We start from the raw sequence: 3,738 nt of genomic DNA, 5'->3' as shown, positions 1-3,738 counted from the left end.
GACGACTGGGAGCGGGCGGAGCGGGCGCACTTCTCGGCCGACCCGTCCCGCCCGTACGCCGGCCTTCTGGTGGTCCGCCGGGACGACGCGTACGGGCTGGTCCCGGGGCCTGCGCACGCCCTGTGACCACGCGGGGCGCACACCGTGCGGGGCCCGTCCCGGCACCGGCCGGAATAGGCCCCTCCACGCCCCAACTCCGCTTGACCCAGGGGCAGTACAGGACTTACGTTCTCAGTGAGCGGGCCCCACCGGCACCGCCTCACGCGCGAAGCCCCCGATTGTTCCCCCGTGATCGGGGGCTTCGTTCTGTCCAAAGAGGGAACAATGGGATGACTTACGGACCGGGCGCCCCTCACCCACGGTCACCGCGTCGGGCGGTCGGGTCCCCCGCGCGCGCGTCCGATACGTGCCGTCGGCCCGCATCGCCGCCGCGGGTACCATGCGAGCAGGCCGTCTTCACCGCAACTCCCCTGTTCTGCAGGGGAGTTCGCGAGGGACGGCCGACCAGCGACCCGGGGAGATCCGCGGGGGAACGGTTGGTGGCTACGTGATGGACAACGGCGCGCGCGGGCCCGAGGCCCCCGCGGAGCTGGCCTGGCTGCGGGGCGTCGACGCCTACACCATGGGTGCGTACACCAGGGCCGAGGAGGAGTTCAGGTCCGCGGTGCGGCTGGATCCGCAGATGGCCGACGCCTGGCTGGGCCTGCACGCGCTGCGGGCGGACACCGCCACGGCGCTGCTGGAGATGTACCGGCACCGCGACCGCTTCGGCGAGCAGCGCGCCCGGCACCGCCGCCCCCTCAACTCCTGGTACTGGCTGGGCTGGTGGGTGCAGCCCGTGCTCGACTCCGGCCGCGACCTGCTGCTCGCGCACGCCTCGCACTGGCTGGACGGGCGGCACGTCGCCGAGCTGGAGCAGGCGCTCGCCGCCTGCCCCCCGCCCGAGGCCGACCCGCAGGTGCGCTTCCTGCACGCCTGCCGCGCGTATCTGGTCAAGGACTGGGAGCAGCTCGTCCGGCTGACCGTGCCGCTGACGGACGACGCGCTGCTGGGCATCGAGGCGGGGCTGTTCGCCGGCATGGCGCGGGTGCGGCTGGAGATGTACGGGCAGGCAGTGCCGATGCTCTCCGCCGCGCTGATGCGCTGCCGCAGCGAGCAGCCGCAGCGCAAGGAGCTGCGCTACTGGCTGGCCCGCGCGCAGGAGGGCTCCGGCCGCAGCGCCGCCGCGCTGCCGCTGTACCGGGCGGTGCACCGGGTCGACCCCTCCTTCATGGACACCGCGGCCCGGATCGCCGCCATCGACGGCCTCGACGACTTCGACGGCGTGGACCCGGTGCCGGGACTGGCGTCGGTGTCGCTGGGCGGCGCCGAGCAGGAGACCGCGCCGGGCGACCCCGCTCCCCCGGCGCCCGACGGCCGGGAGCTGGTGCCCGCCGACGAGGTGCTGCGCCCGCCGCCCCCGGCCGGCGGCTCCGGCGTGCTGCGCGAGCGCGCCTCGCTGCACGCGGGCTCCGCGCCCCAGCCGGCCGCCGCCGACCCCGCGATGCTCGCCGAGGCGCTGGCCGACCTCGACCGGATGGTGGGCCTCGACCCCGTCAAGCGGCAGGTGCGGGCGCTGTCGGCGCAGCTGAACATGGCGCGCCTGCGGGCCGGCGAGGGCCTGCCGGTGCAGCCGCCGAAGCGGCACTTCGTCTTCTCCGGCCCCTCCGGTACGGGCAAGACCACCGTGGCGCGCATCCTGGGCCGGGTCTTCTACGCGCTCGGGCTGCTCGCCAGCGACCGGCTGGTGGAGGCCGGCCGGGCGGATCTGGTCGGCGAGTTCCTCGGCCAGACGGCGGTCAAGGCCAACGACCTCATCGACTCCGCGCTCGGCGGCGTCCTCTTCATCGACGAGGCGTACAGCCTGGCGGGCGTCGGCTACTCCCGCGGCGACGCCTACGGAGACGAAGCCCTCCAGGTGCTCCTCAAGCGCGCCGAGGACAACCGGGACCGGCTCGTCGTCATCCTCGCCGGCTACCCCAAGGGCATGGACCGCCTGCTCTCCAGCAACCCGGGCCTGACGTCCCGCTTCACGACGCGCGTCGACTTCCCCAGCTACCGCCCGCTGGAGCTGACCGCCATCGGCGAGGTGCTGGCCGCGCAGAACGGCGACAAGTGGGACGAGGAGTCGGTCGAGGAGCTGCGCAGCATCTGCGGGCACGTCGTCGACCAGGGCTGGATCGACGAGCTGGGCAACGGCCGCTTCCTGCGCACCCTGTACGAGAAGAGCTGCGCCTACCGCGACCTGCGGCTGTCGGCCTACCCGGGGCCGCCGGGCCGCGAGGACCTGGCGACGCTGCGGCTGCCGGACCTGATGCAGGCGTACGGCGAGATACTCTCCGGCCGCGAGCCGAAGCAGGAGCCGGACGCCGGCTGACCCGCCCGCGTACCGGTCAGCCGACCGAGGTGGGCACGGACTCCGCGGCGGTCCCGCCCGCCGTACGCTGACGCACCGTCAGCCGGTGTGCCGGGTCCCGCACCTCTCCGACCAGCAGCTCCAGCACGTCCTCCAGCGCCACCAGGCCCAGGACCCGCCCCGGCGCGGCCGGGTCCGCGACCGCCGCCAGATGCGAGGCGCCGCGCCGCATCGCGGCCAGCGCGTCGTCCAGCGGCAGTCCGGGGCGCAGCACCGCCATCGGCCGGAACAGGTGGGCGGGCACGGCACGTTCGCGCTCGTCCAGGTCGAGGACGTCCTTCACGTGCAGATAGCCGAGATACACGGGGTCGGCGGTGCCGCCGGCGCCGCGCACCGGGAAGCGCGAGTAGCCGGTGCGTACCGTCAGCTCCTCGACCTGCCGCGGGGTGGCGGAGGCGTCGACGGCGACCATCGACGCGGGGTCGAGCAGCACGTCGGTCACCGGCCGCGAGCCCAGGCCCAGCGCGTCGTTGAGCCGGCGCTGCTCGCCGTCGCCGAGCAGCCCGGCCTCGCGGGAGTCGGCGACCAGGTCGGTCAGCTGCTCGGTGGTGTACACGGAGGTGAGCGCGGAGCGCGGCTCCACCCGCACGAGCCGCAGGAGGTGCCGGGCCAGCGCGCCGAGCAGGGCCGTCGCGGGGCGGCACAGCCGGGCGAAAGTGACGAGCGCGGGCGCGAGCCACAGCGCCGCCGCGGCGGGGGCGGCCAGCGCCAGGTTCTTGGGCACCATCTCGCCGACGACGAGGTGGAGGCAGACGACGACGGCCAGCGAGACGGCGTAGCCGAGCGGGTGGATGAGGCCGTGGGGCACGTGGGCGGCGTGGAAGGCGGGTTCCAGCAGCGAGGCGATGGCGGGTTCGGCGAGGGCTCCGAGGGTCAGCGAGCAGACCGTGATGCCGAACTGCGCGGCGGCCATCATCTGCGGCAGGTGCTCCAGCCCGTGGAGCACCCGGCGGGCGCGCGCGGAGCCCGCGGCGGCGTGCGGCTCGATCTGGCTGCGCCGTACGGAGACGAGCGCGAACTCGGCGCCGACGAAGAACCCGTTGGCCAGCACCAGCAGCGCGGCGAAGGCCAGTTGGAGCGCGCTCACGCGGCCCTCCCCTCCGCCCCGCCAGCGCCCGCCGCGGCGGGCACGGGGGGCGCGGCGTCCGCGGTACGCACCAGCCGTACCAGCGCGGCCCGGTGGTGGTCGACGTGCCGGACGGCCAGCCGCCACCCCGGCAGCGCAGCCGTGTCCCCGGCCGCCGGGATCCGGCCCAGCAGCGCGGCGACGAGCCCCGCCACCG

3 protein-coding genes are annotated in these 3,738 nt (G+C 75.3%); 1 reads left to right on the top strand and 2 read right to left on the bottom strand.

The features are described from left to right. Positions 1-550: 550 nt before the first annotated feature. Positions 551-2,416 (top strand): AAA family ATPase, encoded by a 1,866-nt coding sequence (locus H5J30_RS21615; RefSeq protein ID WP_181789044.1) that lies wholly within the window; start codon positions 551-553, stop codon positions 2,414-2,416. A gap of 16 nt (positions 2,417-2,432) precedes the next feature. Here the strand turns inward: H5J30_RS21615 and H5J30_RS21610 are convergent, their stop codons facing one another. Next, a complete protein-coding gene (locus H5J30_RS21610; protein ID WP_181789043.1) occupies positions 2,433-3,542 on the bottom strand; it encodes a hemolysin family protein in 1,110 nt (369 codons plus the stop codon). Beyond that, positions 3,539-3,738, bottom strand: a 200-nt coding sequence (locus tag H5J30_RS21605; protein WP_309505597.1) for an HlyC/CorC family transporter associated domain-containing protein, incomplete at its 5' end; no start/stop codon positions are given. The genes H5J30_RS21605 and H5J30_RS21610, both read right to left, overlap by 4 nt.

Source organism: Streptomyces phytophilus, from assembly GCF_013870535.1.
GTDB classification, from domain to species: domain Bacteria; phylum Actinomycetota; class Actinomycetes; order Streptomycetales; family Streptomycetaceae; genus Streptomyces; species Streptomyces phytophilus.
Note: the sequence above shows the minus strand (reverse complement) of the source record. Positions and strands in the feature narration are given on the sequence as shown.